Annotated in this window: 1 protein-coding gene; it reads left to right on the top strand. The window is 65.2% G+C overall.

All coding sequences use genetic code 11. From position 1 onward, the window contains the following. Positions 1-55 precede the first annotated feature (55 nt). Positions 56-273: hypothetical protein (locus ABG80_RS04570; RefSeq protein ID WP_152987460.1), on the top strand; the 218-nt coding region annotated here is incomplete at its 3' end.

Below are 273 nucleotides of genomic sequence, written 5' to 3'. Positions count from 1 at the left end.
CCCGCGCCGAGGAAGCTATCGAGCGTTCCGGTGCCCTGGATCAAGGGAGCCTGTGATGCTCACGCTGACCGGCACCATTCGAGCAGTCACCACCCTGGGTGGTGGCGTCAACAAGAAGACCGGCGAGGTGATCCCCCCCCGCCCGGTTCTCCAGATCGAGGGCCTCGATAACCGTGGCCTCGTTCAACTCTTCACCCTCACAGTTCCGGACACCAAGCCTTTCGAGGGCCGAGTGGGTGAGCAGGTGTCCGTGCCGGTGCGTGCGTGGGCTCC

Origin of the sequence: Aquabacterium parvum (assembly GCF_001447195.1) — a bacterium.
GTDB lineage: Bacteria > Pseudomonadota > Gammaproteobacteria > Burkholderiales > Burkholderiaceae_C > Aquabacterium > Aquabacterium parvum.
This window is presented reverse-complemented; position numbering and strand designations above follow the sequence as displayed.